Annotated in this window: 25 protein-coding genes; 21 read left to right on the top strand and 4 right to left on the bottom strand. The window is 67.6% G+C overall.

All coding sequences use genetic code 11. The features are described from left to right. The first annotated feature begins 7 nt into the window (after nt 1–7). The 21 genes from rpsQ (at nt 8) to G524_RS16765 (ending at nt 14,112) form a co-directional block, all read left to right on the top strand. Nucleotides 8–298: a 30S ribosomal protein S17 gene (gene rpsQ, locus G524_RS0102470; protein WP_027442287.1), complete on the top strand. Its 291-nt coding sequence runs from the start codon at nt 8–10 to the stop codon at nt 296–298. An 80-nt stretch (nt 299–378) separates the two neighbouring features. Then, nucleotides 379–747, top strand: a complete 369-nt coding sequence (rplN, locus tag G524_RS0102465; RefSeq protein WP_027442286.1) for a 50S ribosomal protein L14 — start codon at nt 379–381, stop codon at nt 745–747. Further along, nucleotides 747–1,067: a 50S ribosomal protein L24 gene (gene rplX / locus G524_RS0102460; protein WP_027442285.1), complete on the top strand. Its 321-nt coding sequence runs from the start codon at nt 747–749 to the stop codon at nt 1,065–1,067. Before rplN ends, rplX begins: the two co-directional genes overlap by 1 nt. Further along, nucleotides 1,060–1,653: a 50S ribosomal protein L5 gene (rplE, locus tag G524_RS0102455; protein WP_027442284.1), complete on the top strand. Its 594-nt coding sequence runs from the start codon at nt 1,060–1,062 to the stop codon at nt 1,651–1,653. Before rplX ends, rplE begins: the two co-directional genes overlap by 8 nt. Nucleotides 1,654–1,695: 42 nt before the next feature. Next, a complete protein-coding gene (rpsN, locus tag G524_RS0102450; RefSeq protein ID WP_027442283.1) occupies nt 1,696–2,001 on the top strand; it encodes a 30S ribosomal protein S14 in 306 nt (101 codons plus the stop codon). A 10-nt stretch (nt 2,002–2,011) separates the two neighbouring features. Continuing rightward, the gene (gene rpsH, locus G524_RS0102445) at nt 2,012–2,407 is read left to right on the top strand and encodes a 30S ribosomal protein S8 (RefSeq protein ID WP_027442282.1); all 396 of its coding nucleotides are present in this window, start codon (nt 2,012–2,014) and stop codon (nt 2,405–2,407) included. Beyond that, complete coding sequence (gene rplF, locus G524_RS0102440) at nt 2,407–2,940, top strand: 50S ribosomal protein L6 (RefSeq protein WP_027442281.1); 534 nt, start codon at nt 2,407–2,409, stop codon at nt 2,938–2,940. The genes rpsH and rplF overlap by 1 nt, the downstream gene beginning before the upstream one ends. A gap of 1 nt (nt 2,941) precedes the next feature. Further along, nucleotides 2,942–3,286: a 50S ribosomal protein L18 gene (rplR, locus tag G524_RS0102435; RefSeq protein ID WP_027442280.1), complete on the top strand. Its 345-nt coding sequence runs from the start codon at nt 2,942–2,944 to the stop codon at nt 3,284–3,286. A gap of 2 nt (nt 3,287–3,288) precedes the next feature. Continuing rightward, nucleotides 3,289–3,990 carry a 30S ribosomal protein S5 gene (rpsE, locus tag G524_RS14750; protein WP_036857110.1) on the top strand — a complete coding sequence of 234 codons (702 nt, stop codon included), beginning with the start codon at nt 3,289–3,291 and terminating at the stop codon, nt 3,988–3,990. 6 nt (nt 3,991–3,996) lie between these two features. Further along, nucleotides 3,997–4,173, top strand: a complete 177-nt coding sequence (rpmD, locus tag G524_RS0102425) for a 50S ribosomal protein L30 (RefSeq protein WP_027442279.1) — start codon at nt 3,997–3,999, stop codon at nt 4,171–4,173. A 142-nt stretch (nt 4,174–4,315) separates the two neighbouring features. Continuing rightward, nucleotides 4,316–4,840: a 50S ribosomal protein L15 gene (rplO, locus tag G524_RS0102420; protein WP_027442278.1), complete on the top strand. Its 525-nt coding sequence runs from the start codon at nt 4,316–4,318 to the stop codon at nt 4,838–4,840. Nucleotides 4,841–5,000: 160 nt separating this feature from the next. Further along, nucleotides 5,001–6,365 (top strand): preprotein translocase subunit SecY, encoded by a 1,365-nt coding sequence (secY, locus tag G524_RS0102415; protein ID WP_027442277.1) that lies wholly within the window; start codon nt 5,001–5,003, stop codon nt 6,363–6,365. A gap of 105 nt (nt 6,366–6,470) precedes the next feature. Beyond that, nucleotides 6,471–7,118, top strand: a complete 648-nt coding sequence (locus G524_RS0102410) for an adenylate kinase (RefSeq protein ID WP_027442276.1) — start codon at nt 6,471–6,473, stop codon at nt 7,116–7,118. 52 nt (nt 7,119–7,170) lie between these two features. Then, a complete protein-coding gene (locus G524_RS17035) occupies nt 7,171–8,052 on the top strand; it encodes a hypothetical protein (RefSeq protein WP_036857108.1) in 882 nt (293 codons plus the stop codon). A gap of 298 nt (nt 8,053–8,350) precedes the next feature. Then, entirely contained in the window at nt 8,351–8,719 is a 369-nt protein-coding gene (gene rpsM / locus G524_RS0102400; RefSeq protein WP_027442274.1) for a 30S ribosomal protein S13, read from the top strand. Nucleotides 8,720–8,779: 60 nt separating this feature from the next. Continuing rightward, nucleotides 8,780–9,169 carry a 30S ribosomal protein S11 gene (gene rpsK / locus G524_RS0102395; protein ID WP_027442273.1) on the top strand — a complete coding sequence of 130 codons (390 nt, stop codon included), beginning with the start codon at nt 8,780–8,782 and terminating at the stop codon, nt 9,167–9,169. A gap of 122 nt (nt 9,170–9,291) precedes the next feature. Continuing rightward, nucleotides 9,292–10,347, top strand: a complete 1,056-nt coding sequence (locus G524_RS0102390; protein ID WP_027442272.1) for a DNA-directed RNA polymerase subunit alpha — start codon at nt 9,292–9,294, stop codon at nt 10,345–10,347. Between the two features lie 196 nt (nt 10,348–10,543). Further along, on the top strand, nt 10,544–10,960 hold the full coding sequence (gene rplQ / locus G524_RS0102385) for a 50S ribosomal protein L17 (protein WP_027442271.1): 417 nt from the start codon (nt 10,544–10,546) through the stop codon (nt 10,958–10,960). Between the two features lie 92 nt (nt 10,961–11,052). After that, a complete protein-coding gene (locus G524_RS0102380; RefSeq protein WP_027442270.1) occupies nt 11,053–12,423 on the top strand; it encodes a serine hydrolase domain-containing protein in 1,371 nt (456 codons plus the stop codon). Between the two features lie 134 nt (nt 12,424–12,557). Continuing rightward, on the top strand, nt 12,558–13,094 hold the full coding sequence (locus G524_RS0102375; protein ID WP_051220845.1) for a hypothetical protein: 537 nt from the start codon (nt 12,558–12,560) through the stop codon (nt 13,092–13,094). A gap of 163 nt (nt 13,095–13,257) precedes the next feature. Continuing rightward, entirely contained in the window at nt 13,258–14,112 is an 855-nt protein-coding gene (locus G524_RS16765) for a hypothetical protein (protein ID WP_051220844.1), read from the top strand. Between the two features lie 12 nt (nt 14,113–14,124). On the opposite strand, the gene G524_RS0102365 is transcribed toward G524_RS16765, so the two are convergent. The 4 genes from G524_RS0102365 to G524_RS0102350 all read right to left on the bottom strand — a co-directional run bounded on the left by G524_RS0102365 (nt 14,125) and on the right by G524_RS0102350 (nt 18,400). Continuing rightward, complete coding sequence (locus tag G524_RS0102365; RefSeq protein ID WP_027442268.1) at nt 14,125–14,760, bottom strand: trimeric intracellular cation channel family protein; 636 nt, start codon at nt 14,758–14,760, stop codon at nt 14,125–14,127. Beyond that, entirely contained in the window at nt 14,757–15,455 is a 699-nt protein-coding gene (locus G524_RS0102360) for a membrane protein (RefSeq protein WP_027442267.1), read from the bottom strand. The genes G524_RS0102365 and G524_RS0102360 overlap by 4 nt, the downstream gene beginning before the upstream one ends. 24 nt (nt 15,456–15,479) lie before the next feature. After that, nucleotides 15,480–16,838: an amidase family protein gene (locus G524_RS0102355; RefSeq protein WP_027442266.1), complete on the bottom strand. Its 1,359-nt coding sequence runs from the start codon at nt 16,836–16,838 to the stop codon at nt 15,480–15,482. Nucleotides 16,839–16,915: 77 nt separating this feature from the next. Next, a complete protein-coding gene (locus tag G524_RS0102350) occupies nt 16,916–18,400 on the bottom strand; it encodes a DUF4403 family protein (protein WP_036857105.1) in 1,485 nt (494 codons plus the stop codon). Nucleotides 18,401–18,447: the final 47 nt, after the last annotated feature.

The raw sequence follows: 18,447 nt of genomic DNA, 5'->3' as shown, positions 1-18,447 counted from the left end.
AACCACAATGCCCAAGCGTATCCTCGTCGGGACTGTGACCTCCGACAAGACCGACAAGACCGTGACCGTGCTGGTCGAGCGCAAGGTCAAGCACCCGCTCTACGGCAAGATCATCCGCCGCTCGAAGAAGTATCACGCCCACGACGAGAACAATGAATATTCGGTCGGGGACGTGGTGCGGATCGAGGAGACCCGCCCGATTTCCAAGACCAAGACCTGGATCGTGATCGACCGGGTGGTGGCGGGCGGCGTGCAGGCGGTGGAAGCCGATCTTGACGTTGCCGAAGCTGGCAATTGAGCAACTGACGTTTAACGGAACTCCCGGGCCCCGGTCGGATCGGGCCGTCCCGGAAAGCCAATGAGAAGGACAACGGATCGATGATCCAGATGCAATCCAATCTCGACGTCGCGGACAACAGCGGCGCCAAGCGCGTCCAGTGCATCAAGGTGCTGGGCGGCTCGAAGCGCCGGACCGCGGGCGTCGGCGACGTGATCGTCGTCTCGATCAAGGAGGCGCAGCCGCGCGCCAAGGTCAAGAAGGGCGACGTGCACCGCGCGGTGATCGTGCGCACCAAGAAGGACGTACGCCGTCCCGATGGCACGGTGATCCGCTTCGACACCAACGCCGCGGTGCTGGTGAACAAGAACGAGGAACCGATCGGCACCCGTATCTTCGGCCCGGTGGTGCGCGAGCTGCGTTCGCGCGGGTTCATGAAGATCATCAGCCTTGCTCCGGAGGTGCTGTGATGTCGGCTGCCAAGATCAAGAAGGGTGACAGCGTCGTGGTGCTGTCGGGCAAGGACAAGGGCCGCACCGGCACGGTCGCCAAGGTTCTGCCCAAGGATGGCAAGGTGGTGGTCGAAGGGATCAACATCGTGGCCCGCCACCGCAAGCCGAGCCAGCTCAATCCGCAGGGCGGGATCGAGCGCTTCCCCGCGCCGATGCCGATCTGCAAGGTCGCGATTGCCGATCCCAAGACCGGCAAGCCCACCCGCGTCCGCTTTGAAGTGAAGGACGGCAAGAAGGTGCGTGTCGCCGTCAAGAGTGGGGAGACCATCGATGGCTGATTACACCCCCCGGCTGAAGGCCAAGTACGAGGCCGAGATCGTCAAGGCGATGACCGAGAAGTTCGGTTACAAGAACCGGATGGAAGTGCCCAAGCTCGAGAAGATCACGCTCAACATGGGCGTGGGCGAGGCGAGCCAGGACAAGAAGAAGGTCCAGACCGCGGCGGAAGAAATGGCGCTGATCGCCGGGCAGAAGCCGGTTATCACCCTCGCCAAGAAGTCGATCGCGCAGTTCAAGCTGCGCGAGGGCATGCCGATCGGCTGCAAGGTCACCCTGCGGCGCGAGCGCATGTACGAGTTTCTCGACCGCCTCGTGACCATCGCCATGCCGCGCATCCGTGACTTCCGCGGCCTCAACCCGCGCTCGTTCGATGGCCGCGGCAACTATGCGATGGGGCTCAAGGAACAGATTGTCTTTCCCGAGATCAGCTACGACAAGATCGAGAAGGTGCGGGGCATGGACATCATCATCACCACCACCGCACGCACCGACGAGGAAGCGCGCGAGCTGCTGCGCCTGTTCGGCTTCCCCTTCCAGGGCGAGGCGCCCGGCGCCAAGGGTGCCCAGCACAAGGAGGCGGCGTGAGCCGCTTCCTCCCCGAGACACGAGACAAGAGAGCTTAAGTCCATGGCGAAACTGAGTTCGATCAACAAGAACGAGCGGCGCAAGAAGCTGGTCAAGCAGTATGCGGCCAAGTATGCCAAGCTCAAGGCGATCGCGAATGACACCTCGCGCGACGAGACCGAGCGGCTGATGGCCCGGCTCAAGCTGGCCGAGCTTCCGCGCAATGCGAACCCCACCCGGGTGCGCAACCGCTGCGCCACCACCGGCCGCCCGCGCGGCTACTATCGCAAGTTCGGCATCAACCGCATCGAACTGCGCCAACTGGGCAATGCCGGGATGATCCCCGGCCTGACCAAGTCGAGCTGGTGAGGACTGACACATGGCATTGACCGATCCTCTGGGTGACATGCTCACCCGCATCCGCAACGGCCAGCAGGCGAAGAAGGACTCGGTCCTCACGCCCGCGAGCAAGCTGCGTGCCAGCGTGCTGGAGGTGCTCCAGCGCGAGGGCTATATCCGCGGCTATTCCGAGGACACCTCGGGCAAGCACAAGGCGCTGCGGATCGAGCTCAAGTATTTCGAGGGCGAGCCGGCGATCAAGCACGTCGCGCGCGTCTCGCGGCCGGGCCGGCGCATCTATTCGGGGGCCAAGGACCTGCCGATGGTGCGCAACGGGCTTGGCATCACCATCGTCTCGACTCCCAAGGGCGTGCTTTCGGATGCCGAGGCGCGCGCCAAGAATGTCGGCGGCGAAGTGCTGGCGGAGGTGTTCTGATGAGCCGCATCGGCAAGAAGCCGGTGGCGATCCCGGGCGGGGTGACGGCCACCATCGACAATGGCACGCTCACGGTGAAGGGTCCCAAGGGCACGCTCACCATGGGCCTGTCGGATCTCGTCGAATATAATCTCGGCGAGGGCGAGATTTCGGTGAAGCCTGCCAATGACAGCCGTCAGGCGCGGGCCTTCTGGGGGATGCAGCGCACGCTGGTTGCCAACCTCGTCGAAGGCGTCACCCAGGGCTTTACCAAGGTGCTGGTGATCAAGGGCGTCGGCTACCGCGCCAATGCCCAAGGCCGCACGCTCAAGCTGCAGCTCGGCTACAGCCACGATGTCGATCTGCCGGTGCCCGAGGGGCTGGAGGTCAAGACCCCGGACCAGACCACGATCGAGATCAGCGGCACCGACAAGCAGGCCGTGGGCCAGTTCGCCGCCGAGATCCGCCGCTGGCGCAAGCCCGAGCCCTACAAGGGCAAGGGGATCGCCTATCGCGACGAGTATATCTTCCGCAAGGAAGGGAAGAAGAGGTAAGATGGCCAAGCTCTCCCTGTTCGAACGGCGGCGGCGCCGGGTTCGCAGCGCGCTCCGGGCGCGCGCCGGTGGCAAGCCGCGCCTGTCGGTGCACCGCACCGGCCGTCACATCTACGCCCAGATCATCGACGATGCCGCTGGCCGCACGCTGGCGGCGGCCTCGACCCTTGGCGCCAAGAACGGCGGGGCCAATGTCGCGGCCGCGGCCGAGGTTGGCAAGGCGATCGCCGAGGCCGCCAAGAAGGCGGGCGTGACCACTGTCGTGTTCGATCGCGGCGGTTTCCTGTTCCATGGCCGCGTCAAGGCGCTGGCCGATGCCGCCCGTGAAGGCGGGCTGGAGTTCTGAGAATGGCTGACGAAAACACCATCGAGGCGCCGGAAAGCGGCGAGTTCGGCGGCGATGCCGCTGAGACCCAGGGCCGTCGGGGCCGGGGCCGGGGCCGCGAGAGCGGCGAAGGCCGGGGCCGCGGGCGCGGCAACCGCGATGATCGTCGCGGCGGCAAGACCGAGGAAGACGATGGCCTGATCGAGAAGCTGGTGCACATCAACCGCGTCTCCAAGACCGTCAAGGGCGGCAAGCGCTTCGGCTTTGCCGCGCTGGTGGTGGTGGGCGATGGCCAGGGCCGGGTCGGCTTTGGCCACGGCAAGGCCCGCGAGGTGCCCGAGGCGATCACCAAGGCGACCGCGGCGGCGCGCAAGAAGATGATCCGCGTGCCGCTCAAGGAAGGCCGCACCCTGCACCATGACGGCAATGGCCGCTTCGGGGCGGGCAAGGTGACGGTGCGCACCGCGCCTCCGGGCACCGGCATCATCGCCGGCGGTCCGATGCGTGCGGTGTTCGAGAGCCTTGGCGTGGCTGACGTCGTGACCAAGTCGGTCGGCACCTCCAACCCCTACAACATGATCCGCGCCACCTTTGCGGCGCTCTCCGAGCAGACCTCGCCCAAGTCGGTAGCCCAGCGTCGCGGCAAGAAGGTTGCCGACCTGCTCGGGCGCGGCGGGGCGAGCGCGACCGAGGCCGAGGCCGAAGCCGCGGCGATCGTGGAGTAATCGACAATGGCTACCATCAAGATCAAGCAGATCGGTTCGCCGATCCGGCGGCCCGAGAGCCAGCGCAAGATCCTCATCGGTCTGGGACTCAACAAGATGCACAAGGTGGTCGAGCGCCAGGACACCCCCGAGGTGCGCGGTGCGATCGCCAAGATCCCGCATCTTGTGAAGGTGATCGACTGAGAGACTGTGGCGGGCAGGAATTCGTCCTGCCCCGTCATTCCGGTGACAGCCGGGATCGGGAGCGGCGCGCGCGTCCGCTCTGCGGCAGAGCTAACCCACGCACCCGGACTTCACCGGGGCCAATGACAGCGAGTGCAAGACCATGAAACTCAATAACCTGCGCGACAATGCCGGGGCCCGCAAGGGGCGTATCCGGGTGGGCCGCGGTATCGGTTCGGGCAAGGGCAAGACCGCCGCGCGCGGCCAGAAGGGCCAGAAGGCGCGTTCGGGCGTGTCGATCAACGGCTTCGAGGGCGGCCAGATGCCGCTCCACATGCGCCTGCCCAAGCGCGGGTTCAACAACCCCTTCCGCAAGGACTATGCCGAGGTCAACACCGGCATGATCCAGAAGTTCATCGATGCCGGCAAGCTCGATGCCAAGGCCCCCATCACCGAGGACGCGCTGCGCGCGGCGGGCCTGGTGCGCGGCGGCAAGCACGGCGTGCGCCTGCTCGGCAAGGGGGCGATCAGCGCCAAGGTGACGATTGCGGTCACCGGAGCCACCAAGGGGGCGATCTCCGCGGTCGAGGCGGCCGGTGGCAGCGTCGAAGTGGCGCCCGCCCCGGTGCCCGAGCACGAGAAGAAGCTCGCCCGGCGCGAGGCCAACAAGGCCGCGCCCGCCAAGTAATCGACGGAATGGTGAGCGCGGGGGTTCGACAAGCGCCCCCGCGCTTCCTATTTACGCTCGGGCGCGCCGGGCGGCTGCCGGATCGGCGCGCAGGACATGGCCCCGCCATGGCCCGTGACAGGGCGGCGCCGGGGCCAGGAGCTAGGATCGACACACCGACATGGCATCACGCGCCGACAACATCGCCAGCAATCTCAACCTCGGCAATTTCGCCAAGGCAACCGAACTGAGGCAGCGCATCTGGTTCACCATCGGTGCGCTGATCGTGTTCCGCTTCCTGAGCTTCGTGCCGCTGCCCGGGGTTAACCCACTGATCTTGAGCGAGCTTTATCAGCAGACCCGCGGCGGCATCCTCGATCTGTTCAACGCCTTTTCCGGCGGCAGCCTTGAACGCATGAGCCTGATCGCGCTCGGGGTGATGCCCTACATTACTTCCTCGATCGTGGTGCAGATGGCGAGCGCGCTGCACCCCACGCTCGCCGCGCTCAAGAAGGAAGGGGCGAGCGGACGGCAGAAGCTCAACCAATACACCCGCTATGGTGCGGTGCTGCTGTGCGCGATCCAGGGCTATTTCCTTGCCGTGGGGCTGGAGAGCTTCTCGGCGCAGAGCGGGCTGCAGGCGGTGATCGATCCGGGCTATCTGTTCCGCATCGTTGCCGTCATCAACCTCGTCGGCGGCACCATGTTCCTTTTGTGGCTGGGTGAGCAGATCACCAGCCGCGGAATCGGCAACGGCATCTCGCTCATCATCATGGCCGGGATTGTGGCGCAGTTCCCCAATTTTGCTGCCAACCTGTTCGAAGGCGGGCGCACCGGGGCGATCGCGCCGTGGATCATCATTGGCTTTCTCGTGATGGTCGTGGTGCTGATCCTCGGCATCAGCTTCTTCGAGCGCGCCCAGCGCCGCCTCTTGATTCAGTATCCCAAGCGCGCCACCGCGCGCGGGATGATGCAGGCCGAGCGCTCGCACCTGCCGCTCAAGATCAACACCGCCGGGGTGATCCCGCCGATCTTTGCCAGCTCGCTCTTGCTGCTGCCGCTGACGATCTCGCAATTCGCCGGCAATTCGGTCGATACCGAGAGCACCTTCGGCAAGGTGATCGTCACACTCAACCAGTATCTCGCGCACGGCCAGCCGCTCTACATGGCGCTCTATGCCATCGGCATCATCTTCTTCTGCTTCTTCTACACCGCGGTGGTGTTCAACCCCGAGGAGACGGCCGACAATCTCAAGAAGAACGGCGGCTTCATCCCCGGCATCCGCCCGGGCAAGCGCACGGCGGAATATCTGGAATACGTGCTCACCCGCATCACCGTGCTCGGCTCGGTCTATCTCACCATCGTTTGCGTGGTGCCCGAGGCGATGATCGCGCAGACCGGGATTCCGCTGTTCCTCGGCGGCACCTCGCTGCTGATCGTGGTCAATGTCACGGTCGATACGATCAGCCAGGTGCAGTCGCATCTGCTGGCGCATCAATATGCCGACCTCATCAAGAAGGCCAAGCTCAAGGGTCGGATGCGCTGATTTTCCGCTTCAGCCCGCTTGACGCAGCCGCGTCGGGCGGTGCACCCGCCATTCTGCAAACAAGCCGTCCGGATCGGAACCGGAGGCGTTGAAGGGGGACGGTTCGTGAACATCATTCTTCTTGGTCCTCCGGGTGCGGGCAAGGGCACGCAGAGCGCCGGGCTGGTCGAGCGGCATGGGATGCGCCAGCTTTCCACCGGCGACATGCTGCGCGCCGCGGTCAAGGCCGGCACCCCGGTGGGGCTGCGCGCCAAGGAAGTGATGGAGCGCGGCGAGCTGGTCTCGGACGAGATCGTCTCCGACCTCATCGATGCCGAACTTGCGGCGATGGCCCCCGAGACCGGGGCGATCTTCGATGGCTATCCGCGCACCGTGGCCCAGGCCGAGGCGCTCGACGCGATCCTCGCCAAGCACGGGCGCAAGCTCGACCACGTGATCGAACTGGCGGTGGACGAGGACGCGCTGGTGGCGCGCATCACCGGGCGCTTTTCCTGCGCCAATTGCGGGGCGCTCTATCACGACACCGCCCATCCGCCCGCCACGCCCGGCGTGTGCGATGTGTGCGGCGGCACCGAGTTCAAGCGGCGCCCGGACGACAATGAAGAAACGGTGCGGATGCGGATGCAGGAATATCGTGCCAAAACCGCGCCGATCCTGCCTTTTTATGAAGCGCGTGGTATCGTGTCGCGGGTCGATGGCATGGGATCGATCGAGGCGGTGGCGCAGGCCATCGACGCGATCCTGCGCGGATAGGCGCCCCGGCCGCGATGGTCTTGCCGGGCGCTGCAAGAGGGAGAGTGCCGCGATGCTGACCGCCTTCCGCGTCACCGCCACCGTGCTTGGCGCGGTGATCGCCGCCGCGCCGGCTGCGGCCGAAGTGACCCGCAGCACCGACAATGGCTTTGTCACCCGCCACGAGGTGGTGGTCGAGGCCGATCCCAAGGCGGTGTGGCTGGCGCTGATCACGCCGGCGGACTGGTGGCGCTCGGAACATACCTGGTCGGGTGATGCCGCCAATCTCACGCTCACCCCCCAGGCCGGAGGGTGTTTCTGTGAGACCATCCCCGAAGCGGACGATCCTGAACGCATCACGCTTGCGGGCAGTGTCGAGCACATGCGCGTGATCCAGGCCTATCCCGAAAGGGCCTTGCGGATGGTCGGCAGCCTCGGCCCGCTCCAGAGCGAGCCGGTCACCGGCGTGCTCACCATTGCCATCAGCACGGTGGAGAAGGGCACAAGGATCGTGTGGGAATACAATGTCGGCGGGCCGATGCGCTACGAGATCCCGGTGATCTCCAAGGCAGTGGACGGGGTGATGGGCGCGCAGCTCGCCGCGCTTGCGAAGCCGCTTAAGGTGGTGGAGATGCCGGCCCCTGCACCGGCGCCAGCCCCCGCCGAGGGCGCCAAGCCCGGAGGCGGCAGCGCTGCGCCCGCTGGTCCTGCGCCTGCCCCGGCGCCGGCGAAGGATACGGCTCCGGGACCTGCGGCCAAGCCCGCGGCGCCTGCACCTGCCGCCAAACCTGCGGAACCCGCGCCTGCCGCCAGACCCGCGGTCCCCGCGCCGGTGGCCAACGCCCCGGCCGCTGGGCCCGCCGCCAAGCCTGCCGCAAAGCCTGCCGACAAGCCCGAGGCCAAGCCCTCCAAGCTTGAGGACGCCTTCCGCGATCTCGATGGCCCCGGGCGCTGATCGCTCCGGCGCGGCGTGCCGTCTTTGGCCGTGGTGACGGCCTCATGATCGGGAAGACGCCGGGACGCGGTGCAGGCGGTTGACCTTGCCTGCGAATCGGCCTATGCGCGCCGCTCATTCGACATGTTCGAAGCAAGTTCGGCAGGCATCGCCGCTGCGCGTGCCGACCGGACTTTTTGCCGTTTGTGTCCCTGTCATAAAGGCAGGCCGCGCGGCGAGCGGACGGCAGGTTCGATGAGCGTTGAGATAGGGGAAGCCGCCCCGCGCGGCCCAACCCCTGTGGAGCATGGAGAAATAAGTGGCTCGTATTGCCGGGGTCAATATCCCCACCAACAAGCGCGTGATCATCGCGCTCACCTATATTCACGGGATCGGCCGCACCACCGCCATCCAGATCGCTGACAAGCTGGGCATTGCCCACAGCACCCGGGTGCAGGATCTTTCCGACGAGGACATCCTGCGCATCCGCGAAACCATCGATGCCGGCTACACCGTCGAGGGCGATTTGCGCCGCCAGACGGCGATGAACATCAAGCGGCTGATGGACCTGCGCGCCTATCGCGGGCTGCGTCACCGTGCGGGCCTGCCGGTCCGCGGCCAGCGCACCCACACCAACGCCCGCACCCGCAAGGGCAAGGCCAAGCCCATCGCGGGCAAGAAGAAGTAAGCCGGCAAGCGCTCGCGCTTTCCCGCTTTTTCCTTCTGACGAGCTAGAGGAATTTCAACAATGGCACGCGAACCAGGTCGTCTCCGGCGCCGTGACAAGAAGAACATCACCAGCGGCGTTGCCCATATCAACGCCAGCTTCAACAACACCATGATCACCATCACCGATGCCCAGGGCAATGCCATTGCCTGGTCGAGCGCCGGGATGATGGGCTTCAAGGGCTCGCGCAAGTCGACGCCCTATGCCGCGCAGGTGGCCGCCGATGATGCCGGCAAGAAGGCGGCCGAGCACGGCGTGCGCACGCTCGAGGTCGAGGTCAAGGGCCCCGGTTCGGGCCGCGAGAGCGCGCTGCGTGGCCTTGCCGCGGTGGGCTTCAACATCACCTCGATCCGCGACGTCACGCCGATCCCGCACAACGGGGTGCGCCCCTCCAAGCGCCGCCGCGTCTGATCCGCCGGGCAGGCGGGGGCTATGCGCCCCTGCCGCCCGATCGGGTCTGATGCGGCCGCAGAGCGCCCGGCATTACGGCCCGCCCAGTTTGAACCGCCGACAAGGCGAATTAGGGGAAATCCATGTCCGTCAACACCAAGAACTGGCAGGAACTCAAGAAACCCAACGCCCTCGAAATCAAGGACAGTGGCGATCGTCAGCGCAAGGCGACCTTCGTGGCCGAACCGCTCGAGCGTGGTTTCGGCCTGACGCTCGGCAATGCGCTGCGCCGGGTGCTGCTCTCGAGCCTGCAGGGCGCGGCAATCACCTCGATCAAGATCGAGAACGTGCTGCACGAGTTCTCGAGCCTTGCCGGGGTGCGCGAGGACGTGACCGACATCGTGCTCAACGTCAAGCAGATCGCGCTCAAGATGGAAGGCGAAGGCCCCAAGCGCCTGCAGCTTTCGGCCACCGGCCCGGGCGCGGTGACCGCTGGTGACATCGCGGTCACCGGCGACATCGAGATCATGAACAAGGATCTGGTGATTTGCCACCTCGATGAGGGCGCCACGCTCAATATGGAGCTGACCGCGGACACCGGCAAGGGCTATGCCCCGGCGGTGCAGAACCGCCCGGTCGATGCGCCGATCGGGCTGATCCCGGTCGACTCGCTCTATTCGCCGGTGCGCCAGGTGAGCTACAAGGTTGAAAATGCGCGCGTCGGCCAGGAGCTTGATTATGACAAGCTCTCGCTCACGGTCGAGACCGATGGCACTGTCACTCCGGAAGACGCGGTCGCCTATGCCGCGCGTATCCTCCAGGACCAGCTCACGCTGTTCGTCCACTTCGACGATGGCATCCCGCAGCCGGTCGGCACCATGATCGGCCATGCGGTGCAGCCCGAGGAGAGCGACGCCAACCAGCTCAATCGCTATCTGCTCAAGAAGGTGGACGAGCTCGAGCTTTCGGTGCGCAGCGCCAACTGCCTCAAGAACGACAACATCATCTACATCGGCGATCTGGTGCAGAAGACCGAAGCCGAGATGCTGCGAACCCCGAACTTCGGTCGCAAGTCGTTGAACGAGATCAAGGAAGTGCTCTCGAGCATGGGCCTGCGCCTGGGCATGGACATCCCCGGCTGGCCGCCCGAGAACATCGAGGAAATGGCCAAGAAGCTCGAGCAGGAGCTGCTCGGATAACCATCCGGGAAGCAGCCGCCTGATGGCAGCCGCAGGTTGCCGACGGACGAAGCTCGTTCGGAAGCGAAGCTGGCCGAAGGCCACCTCATGGGATTTTTTCCCATGACGGCGGGGGTTGCAGAAGGGCAGGTCGGACCCTTTCCGACCGGGATGGAGCTACCTCGCACGGGCTCCCTACGAACGAAGGAAAAAGACAATGCGTCATGGAATTTCGGGCCGCAAGCTGGGCCGCCGCACGGGTCACCGCAACGCGCTGCTGCGCAACATGGCCGCTGCGCTGATCAAGCACGAACAGATCATCACCACCTTGCCCAAGGCCAAGGAATTGCGCCCCTATGTGGAAAAGCTGATCACGCTGGCCAAGCGCGGCGGCCTTTCCAACCGGCGCCTCGCTATGGCCCGCTTGGGTGATGAAGTGCAGCTCAAGAAGCTCTTCGATGTGCTCGCCGCGCGCTATGCCACCCGCGAGGGCGGCTACACCCGGGTGCTGCGTGCCGGCATCCGCGCCGGCGATGCGGTGCAGATGGCGGTGATCGAACTGGTTGACCGCGATGAAGCCGCCAAGGGCCAGGATTCGGGCCCGGTGCAGGCCGGCGAATACGAAGAAGCGTAAGACCGCGCCGTTGCGCGACACGGGCAAGGGGCCGGGGCCGAAAGGTTTTCCGGCCCTTTCCTTTTGTGCAGCGGGGGATAGGTTGCGCCCCCATGATCCGCACCACCCTTGCCGCTGCCGCGCTGCTTCTCGCCGCCGCTCCCGCCGCCGCCCAGACCCAGCAACAAGCGCTCGAGGCGCGCTACACCCGCGCGCTTGCCGCCGGATACAAGGCGCTGATGCTGTGCGGGGCGATGGCCAGCGCTGAGCGCAGCGGATGGCCCGAGCGCAGCGAAGAGAGTGTGCTCGCTTATGAACTGACCGGGATTCAGCAGCCGCTTGATGCGCTCATAGGCGATCTCTCCCACCGCATCACGCGTTGGCCAGAGGGATCGCACCCGATCCGCCATGTCGTGGTCGATTGGGCAGAGGACATGCCACCCCGCATTGCCTTTCAGCGCAGCGGGGGCGGATGCGCGCTCGGCCCCATCGGTATGGAAGCGCGCGATGTGACCGAAACGCCCCCGGAGGCCCGACAAGGGTCGATTGCCAACTGGCACATGCGCAGGCCCGGGAAGGTCACGCCTGTGCTGGAGGCCGCAATGGGCGGCGCCTATGGTGCCAAGGCGCGCACCACGGCCGTTTCGGTCAATTGGGGGGAGGATGGCTGGGATTGGCGCTTTGCAGATGGGTTCACGCCCTTTACGCCGCAGCGCACCTGGTCAGTTGCCAAGAGCATTGCGGCCACGCTGGTAGGCGCAGCGATCCAGCGTGGCGAGGCGGACGTCAAGGCCTCGGCTGGCCTTGGCCTGTCGGAGAGTGACCCACGCCGCGCCATTACCCTCGATCACCTCTTGCGCATGGCCTCAGGCCGCTATTCCAATACCCCCGGCAATCGCACCGATGCGCTCTATTTCGGCGGATCGACCGTGCGCGAAACAGCGCTGCACTGGCCGGTGGTTCACCAGCCCGGAACGGTGTTCCGCTATGCCAACAACGACACGCTGGCAGCGGTTGCGGCCATCGCCCACACCTTTGCCGAGCATCCGCCGGCCGAACTTTTTGCAAGGATCGGAATGCACGACACCATCGCCGAGACTGACTGGCAGGGCGATTATGTTCTCTCCAGCCAAGTCTGGGCGAGCACGATGGATCTGATCCGCTTCGGCCAGCTTTACCTCAACGACGGCAAGCTCCCCTCGGGCGAGCGTATCCTGCCCGAAGGCTGGGTCAAATATGTCTCCGCCCCGTCCGGCCCGCAGCCCGATGGCCCCTTTGGCTATGGTGCTGGCTTCTGGCTGATGAACAGGTCCGAGGGCGTGCCGCCCGATACCTTCGCCGCTTTCGGCAATCGCGGGCAATATGTGGTGATCGTGCCTGCGCGGCAGGTGGTGATCGTGCGGCGGGGGGAGGATCCGCCCGGCTCGGGCTTCGATATCGCAGCCTTCACCCGCGATGTGCTGGCGGCCTTGGCTGCGCGATAGGCGTTCATCAAAAGGGGTTGTAGGATTAACGGCGCCTGTCGCGCCAGTTCAGCCATGCCTCAGCGCGAATCGGGCATTCCTTGCCCCACACCCCGGGCAATCGGGCCTGGCGTGAAACGACAAGGAACGCATCGATGACCACCACGACCAACCGGCTGGCCTCCGGCAAAGCGGCCAGGCTCGTGCTCGGCGCGGTCGCTGCCAGCGCGCTCGCCGCCACCTCCGCCACCCCTGCCATGGCGCACGATGGGCGCGACCGCGACGGCATCAGCGCGGGCGAGGTTATCGCCGGTGCGGTGGTGATCGGCGGGATCGCTGCGCTCGCCGGGGCCTTTGACGGCGACCGCCGGGACTATCGCGATCGGCGCTATCGCGGCGATTGGGATCGCGGCGGCTGGGGCTATGGCGGCGGCGCCCGCGGCGCGGTGGAGCGCTGCGTGCGTGCGGCCGAGTTTCAGGCCCGGCGCTTCGGCGGCTACCGCTATGCCGACGTGATCGACGTGCGCGATGTCGATCGGCGCCGCTTCGGCTTTCGCATCGAGGGCCGGATCGAGGTCGGTGATGGCGGGCGCTGGGGCGGGCGCGGGTTTGATCGCGGGCGCTTTACCTGCCGGCTCGATGGACGCGGCGCGCCGCTGATCGACTTTGACGGCATCCGCGGGCTGCGCTGAGCCGCCCGCACTCGGCGCGCGCCGCCTGCCTGCCTCTCCCTCGGGCGGTGCGCGCCATCTTCTTGCCGGACGACGGTTCAGCCCAGCGCAAGCCTGGCGCTGTTAGGCGCGGCCCAGCAGCGTGTGGTGGGCGCGCTTCGGCAAGCAACAGGAGAGAGCAGACATGGCTCTGAACTTGCGCGTTCTGGCGCTCACCGCCGCCTTGGGCGGCGCCGCTTTCATCACCGCTCCGGCATCGGCAGCCACCACAAGCGTGACAATTCCGGCCCATGGCGCGCCGCCTTTCGCCTTCGATCACAGCCGCTATGATCCCGCCCGCACCAGCGCCGATTGGCGCTGCTGGGGCTGGCGCTGCCGGCATTGGGGCTGGGGCGGCGGCTGGGGCCGGCGCGGCTGGCGGCGCGACCGGATCGATGCCGGCGATGTGCTGATCGGCGCGGCGATCATCGGCGGGATCGCCGCCATCGCCAGCGCCGAGAACCGCCGGCGCGAGCGCGATGTGGTGGTGGTCGAGCGCGAGCGTTATCGCCGGGTCCCCGATGACTGGCGCGACCGCCGCGCCGAGGAGCCGCGCACCCGGCTGCACGGCAGCGGGGCGCGCGGGCTCGACAATGCCGTGGACCAGTGCCTTACCCGGATCGAGCGCGATGTGCGGGTGGAAAGCGTCGATGGGGTTGAACGCTCGGCCGGCGGCTGGCGGGTGAGTGGGAGGCTGTTCAACGGCGCGCCGTTCCAGTGCCGGATCGGCAATGGCGGGCAGATCGACGGGATCGATTATGGCGATGGCTTTGCCTTTGGCACCGGCTCGGCCTCGTCCCCGCGCGGCGATGGGCAGTGGTCCGATGCGCGCTATGCCGATGCCCGTGCCGCGATTGGCGGGGCGGTGCGGCCCGATCTGTCGGTGCGCGAGGCGCGCCTGCCCGCGGGCGCCACAGCAGCGCCTCAGCCGATGCCGGCCTATCCCGGCGGGCCGATCCCGGGCGTGGCAATCCCCGAGACCATCGATGGCGATCTCTAGCGCCGCGGCCTGCTAGGCGAGCCGGCCATAGGCAGGAAGGCCCCATTGCCAGCGGATCGCCGCGGCGCGCAGGGCAAAGCCGCTGGCAAAGGCCGCGCCCCACACCGGCGGCGCGCCCAGCCCCAGCAGCGGCGCCGCGGCCATCCCGGCGACGGTGAGCGCGGCGCTGAGCGCGGCGGCGGTGACATAGAGTTCGGGCTGCATGATGATCGACGGGCGGCCCGCCACCACGTCGCGGACGATCCCGCCGACACAGCCGGTGATCACCCCCATCAGCGCCGCGGGCACCGGGGGCACGCCATAGGCGAGCGCCTTGGCGCTGCCGAGCACGGCATAGGCCGCAAGCCCGGCGCCATCGGCATAGGCAAGCCCGCGCCCTTGCCACCAGCTCACCGGGGTGAACCAGGCGATGAGCGCGGTGGCCAGGCACACCGGGGCCACCCACGGGTCGGCAATCCAGAACACCGGCGCCCCGATCAGCAGATCGCGCAAGGTGCCCCCGCCCACGCCCGTCACCAGGGCGAAGAAGGCCATGGTCACAAAGGTCTGCCGCAGCTGCGCCGCGAGCACCGCGCCGGTGAGCGCAAACAGCGCGATCCCTGCCAGATCGAGCGCATCGAGAATGGGGGTGAACACCGCCGGGGTCATCGCGTTCCCGGCCCCGGGCGCGCGCGGCGGCGGCGGAACATCAGCACGCAGCCGATCAGCGCCGAGCCGAGCGCCAGTGCGGCAAAGCCGATCAGCACCGGGTGGCTGGTATCCTCGCGCCCGGAAAGGTCCATGATGTGGAGGCCCCAGGCAAGGTCGAAGGCGCGCCACCAGCGGGTGCGCACCGCCTCGATCTCGCCGGTCTCGCGCCCGACATAGACATTGGTGCCATCGGCAAGGCGCACCTGCCACACCGCCAGCGGGCGGCGGAAATCGAAGGGTGCCTTGTCGGCGGCATAGGCGGTGACGCGCACCACCTTGTCGCCGCCGACGATCCGCTCGGCCACCAGCGCCCGGGCGGCGGCGGCATCGAGCGGGGGGAGCGCCGCGCCGCTTGCGGCATCGACCCTGCGGATGCTGCCATCAAGCCCGGTGAGGATCGCCACCGCGCGGCCCTGCTGCATCACCAGCCGCAGCTCCTTGAGCCTAGCCTCGGGCGCGGCGAGCGCGCTTCCCGCGATCACCAGCGGCGCCTCGGGCAGCGCGCGGCGCAGATGTTCGCCGCGCACCTCTCCAATCGGGCGCAGGGTCATGAACAGGCCGCTTGCCAGCCACAGCACGATCGGCACGCCCACCAGCCAGCCAAGCCAGATGTGCCAGCGGGCAAGGCGGGGCATGAACGCGAAGCGGGCCATGCCGCGCCCCATGGCCGAGCCGGCTTAGCCGTGCAAGATCGCGGCGATCGCCTCGGCCGCGGCGATGCAATCGAGATCGGCCCAGCGCCGGCCGATCACCTGCAGTCCGCAGGGCAAATCGGCGCCGAGATAGCTTCCTGTCCCGATCGGCAGCACCGTGGCGGGAAGGCCGGGGAAGGTGGCAAGCCCGGCCCAGATGAGGCCATTGCCGCCCGGCTCCTCGATACCATTGATGCTGAGCGTGCCGCGGAACACCGCTTCCTCGCGGTGCGGCATCGCCAGCACCGGGGCGGGCGGGGCGAGTACGAAGTCATAGGTCTCGAGCAAGGCGCTCCAGCGCGCCATGGCCACCGCCTGGGCATCGAGCAGATCGAACCAGTCGCTTGCGCTGGCGCGCTTCCCGTCGGGCGCCGGGGCGCCGCGCGCCATCACCACGTTCATCATCTTGAGATAGGCGCGGTGCTGCGCGGCAAGATCGGGGAGGAGCGCGCTCTCCCGCTCGATCGCGATCCCCGCGCGCATCAGCGCCTCGATCGCCGCCTCGGTGGGCGCGCGCACGCTGGCATCGAGCGGGGCGCCGGGCAGATCGGTGAGCGCCAGCAGGCGGCATTGGCCCAGCGGCTTTACCCGCCGGCGCAGCGGCACATCGGCGCCCACTTCGACCAGCACAGCCAGATCAGCCGGATCGCGCGCCAGCGGTCCGGCGATGCTGAGCGCCCCGTCATGCGCGGCGATGAAGCCCGGCTTACGGCTCATCGCCGGGTGATCGTGGCCGTGCTTGGGCACCAGGCCCCAGGTGGTCTTGTGCCCCCACACCCCGCAGAAATGCGCCGGCACCCGCACCGATCCGCCGATATCGGTGCCGTAGTCGCAGGCCACCATCCCGCTCGCCACCGCCGCAGCGCTGCCGCCCGAGGAGCCGCCGGGCGAGCGCTCGGGATGGTGCGGATTTGCGGTGCGGCCATAGACCGGGTTGAAGCTCTGCCAATCGGTGAGGTCCACCGGCACGTTGGTCTTGCCGATGATCACCGCGCCTGCTGCCTTCAGCCGCTCCACCAGCAGCGCATCGCGCGGCGCGGGCTGGTCCTTGTAGCGGGCATGGCCCCAGGTGGTGGGCAGGCCGGCGACATCGAAGCTTTCCTTGATCGTCATCGGCACGCCGAACAGCGGCTGATCCGCGCGCGGCCCGGCGGCATCGAGCGCGCGCGCCTGGACATGGGCGGCCTCGAAATTGGGCACGGCCAGGGCGTTGATCGCCCCGTCTTTTTCCTCGATCCGGGTGATCGCGGCATCGACCGCTTCGGCCACGCTGAGCCTGCCGGCACGGATGGCGGCGCTGGTGGCGAGCGCGCCCGGCTCGCTGGTCAATTGCGGATAGGCCATGCGTGATCCTCTGTCCTTTCACCCCTTGCTGCCTGTGCTAGCCGCCGCGCGCCAGCAAGGCAAAGGGGGCTTGCCGCCTATTTCACGCCGCCAAGCCCAAGGAGCTTCGCCCGGATCGTCGCCTCGAGGCTCACGGGGAGAAACAGGCCCTGTCCATGGGCCTCGATCGTGCCGGTGCTAAGCTTGTCGATGGTGACCGAATAGGCCACCGGCCCGTCCACCCGCTGCGCCAGCGCTGCATCGATCTTGGCGCGCAGCTTGTTGAAATCGTTCTCGAAGTTCTGCCGCAGGGCCGCGGCGATGGCGCTATTGAACTCGGGCGTGTTGGCAAGCGCAAGCAGCAGATCGCCGCCGAGCGAGCCGGTGGCGCCGGTGATTGCGACATCGGCAAACTCGATCGCGCGCGAATCGGGCTGGTTGACCGGGCGGCCCACCAGCCACACCGTGCCTTGCGCCTTGTCCACCAGCGCAAGATCGGACGTTGCGGCAAAGCTCACCCCCACGGCGATGCGCTGCCCGGTGGTGCCATAGGCCTCGACCTTGTCGATCCGGGCGGTGACGCTGCCATAATCCTTGAGCGGGATGGGCCGCGCGGTGCGCTTGGCGAGAGCCTTGGCGATCACCGGCTCGAGCACGGCATAATCGGCCACCACGGGGATGGCGAGGCTGGCCTTGTTGCGCGCGCCTTCGAGCCGGCCAAGCGGAGGCAGGGGGGTGGGGGCGGGCGGCTCGGGCCGCGGGCCGACGATGGTCTCGACCATGCCGTCAAGCCCGAGGCTCAGCGTCAATTGCTGGCCACTGGCGCGGTAGCCGCCATAGAGGAAGCGCTGCGGGGTGAGCCGCGCCCAGACCGCGGGGTTGCGGGCATTGAGCTCGAGCACGGTGTGCGCGGCGCGCCAACCGCGCGTGGCCGCCTCGCGCAGCTCGAGGCGCGCAAGTTCGCGCGCGATCTCGCGCTCGATCTGCTGCGTCAGCGGGCGCAGCTCCTTGTCCGCGGCCGAGGCAAAGCGGATGCGCTGGCCGAGAAAGTCGATCCCCGGCTCGCGCACCCAGCGATAGGAAAGGTCGGGCCGGGCGATGATGCGCCAGTCGGGCGCCACATCGAGCGTCAGGCGCAGCACCACGTCGGCGGCCGCGGTGGCGGTCTCGCCCTTGAGCACCCCGGCAATATCGCGCGCCGCCACCCGGGCGCGTACCGGCAGGGTGACGATGAGCTCGCGCCCCTTGCCTGTCAGGCGCAGCCGCCCGCGCGTGGCCGTGCCGGTGATGTCGCAGGTGACCCGCGGGGTCTTGACCGCCACCAGTTCAAGATCAAGCCGCTTGGACGGCACGCAGTCCATGTCCTGCCGATTGATCGTCCACAAGGTGCGCGGGAGGCGCTGCTCGAGCGTGCGCTCGAGCGCGCTGAGATCAACCGCAAGATCAACCGCGACATGCGAGGCCGCCGCCGGGATCGTCACCGGATCGCTCGCCCGGGGCGGGGCGATGGGCGCGGCGCTTTCCGCCTGGCACCCCGCCAAGGCCAGCGCGCCCGCTGCGATCAGCCCCAGCCGCATCCGCATCGATCCCCCCACTCGCCCCTGCCCTTGCCGATCAGGCGGGAGCGATC

Origin of the sequence: Erythrobacter cryptus DSM 12079, assembly GCF_000422985.1 — a bacterium.
GTDB lineage: Bacteria > Pseudomonadota > Alphaproteobacteria > Sphingomonadales > Sphingomonadaceae > Erythrobacter > Erythrobacter cryptus.
This window is presented reverse-complemented; position numbering and strand designations above follow the sequence as displayed.